Source organism: Streptosporangium sp. H16 (genome assembly GCF_051918855.1).
Taxonomy (GTDB): domain Bacteria; phylum Actinomycetota; class Actinomycetes; order Streptosporangiales; family Streptosporangiaceae; genus Streptosporangium.
In genome coordinates this window covers 1-1,544 of record NZ_JBPXMD010000103.1, presented here as the reverse complement: position 1 = coordinate 1,544, position 1,544 = coordinate 1, and the positions used below count along the sequence as shown (strand labels likewise).

At 66.3% G+C, this 1,544-nt stretch carries 2 protein-coding genes; one reads left to right on the top strand and one right to left on the bottom strand.

Annotated features, from left to right (window positions below; genetic code table 11):
* Positions 1–35: 35 nt before the first annotated feature.
* On the bottom strand, positions 36–428 hold the full coding sequence (locus tag ACTOQ2_RS43825; protein ID WP_440107939.1) for a hypothetical protein: 393 nt from the start codon (positions 426–428) through the stop codon (positions 36–38).
* Between the two features lie 200 nt (positions 429–628).
* Between ACTOQ2_RS43825 and ACTOQ2_RS43820 the strand changes: the two genes are divergently transcribed.
* A complete protein-coding gene (locus ACTOQ2_RS43820; RefSeq protein WP_440107937.1) occupies positions 629–1,024 on the top strand; it encodes a hypothetical protein in 396 nt (131 codons plus the stop codon).
* Positions 1,025–1,544 lie beyond the last annotated feature (520 nt).

Here is a 1,544-nt window from a genome sequence, read left to right as displayed (position 1 = left end):
CACTGTGCTCGATACCCGTTCTCGCCCTGCTCATGTCAGTTAAGGAACTTGATCCCTGTTTGTCTCACTTGAGCTTGACACAGAGGGCCTCCCGCCCCGACCTTTTCCCGCACGCCCAGTGCTCCGGTGTCAACCTCAAAGGGGTGCGCTGCGCCAAGCGCATCTTCACCGGCATCGGCGCCGAGCACTGCCACGTGCATCTGACCACCGCCGAACAGCAGCGGCGCGAGCAGTTGCGCGCCGCCCGCGACAAGGTCCGCCAGGCCGAAGAAGACGCCATCGAGTGCCAGCGAGTGGCCTTGGCCCATGACTGGATCGACCGCTACGGCCGCCGCCCCCAACGGGTGGAACTTCCTACTCTGCCCTCGCGGCCGCACCAGATCACCCTCACCCACCCCGACGTTCCGCGGCCGGCGGATGCGCCGCATGCGGTCATCGGGGTGTACGAGACCGGCTGGCTGACGATCTGCCCCCGCGCCGGTGAGATCATCCGGGCTTTCCTCGATGCTCCGCGCGCCTCGGCGCAGGAGATCGCCGCACACGCCGCGGCCCAGACCCCTGGATGTTGGGACGACGGCGAGCAGTGGCTGACCTCGTGTGTCTGGGACGGCATCCAGCCGCCGGTGAGATGCCCGAGCTGGACGAATACCCCGGCATCCACACGTTGCGGCTGCAGATGCTCGGCGACGAGCGCAGCTGGGCCCACTGGGATAACGGGTTCTCCGCACTGGTTCAGGCTTGCGGCCACCCGGAGGTGGAGACCATGGCGGATCTGCTGGCGTTCTGGCAGCACGTGGGCATCTTGACCCAAACCCAGAGCACGGACACCAGCTCGCGTGACGAGCCACAGCTGATGATCGGGACAACGGTGCGCTCGCCCTGGCGGGTCCTGCACGCGGCGGGGCGCCCCGAGGTTCCGTACGCGCTGATGGGGGCGGTGCGCTTCCTGACCGAGGTGGCCACCCCGTGGGATCGTGAGATCTCTCCGGGGGAGGTTTTGGAGTTGGCCCGCGTCACCATTTAGGGGTGCACCGCGATTACCTTACCGGGCCATTCGGTGGGGTGCGGTTGGCTTAGAAGACGTGAATAGAGCGGCGTGTGGCCGTCCAGGCATCGATGTGATCAAGAGCGGTGCGCAGGGCGGCCTTGCCGCGCTCTCCTGGAAGGCCACCTTGGCCACGCCGGGATCCACCACCTTGCTGGCACCGATGTCATCAGCTGCCACAAGCTCGGAGTGCTTATTGCGAATCGGGACGGGCTTCGCCCAAGCGGTCCTCAAGCAGGCTATGTGCCCAAAGTGGCCTCTCTAGGGGCCATCGGCATGCGTTCGGACGGCGTCAACACCCAAGCCCGATTGCACACTGGCCTACGAGGCGCACCTGAGTTCCTCGTCCCCACACCCGCTGGCCAACCTTCTCAGGCCGCCTCAGCAACGGAGGTTGCTGAACACAAAGACTTGACAGGGAACATCACCTCACCGCGCAGCTCCACCGTGACCGGCTCGGCCAGCCTGGCGGGCAGCCCCACGATGGTGCCAATCGCGT

Excerpts from the sequence above, each read along its gene's own strand:
- ACTOQ2_RS43825 (WP_440107939.1), bottom strand. The coding sequence starts at position 428 with ATGCGGCGCATCCGCCGGCCGCGGAACGTCGGGGTGGGTGAGGGTGAT.
- ACTOQ2_RS43820 (WP_440107937.1), top strand. The coding sequence starts at position 629 with ATGCCCGAGCTGGACGAATACCCCGGCATCCACACGTTGCGGCTGCAG.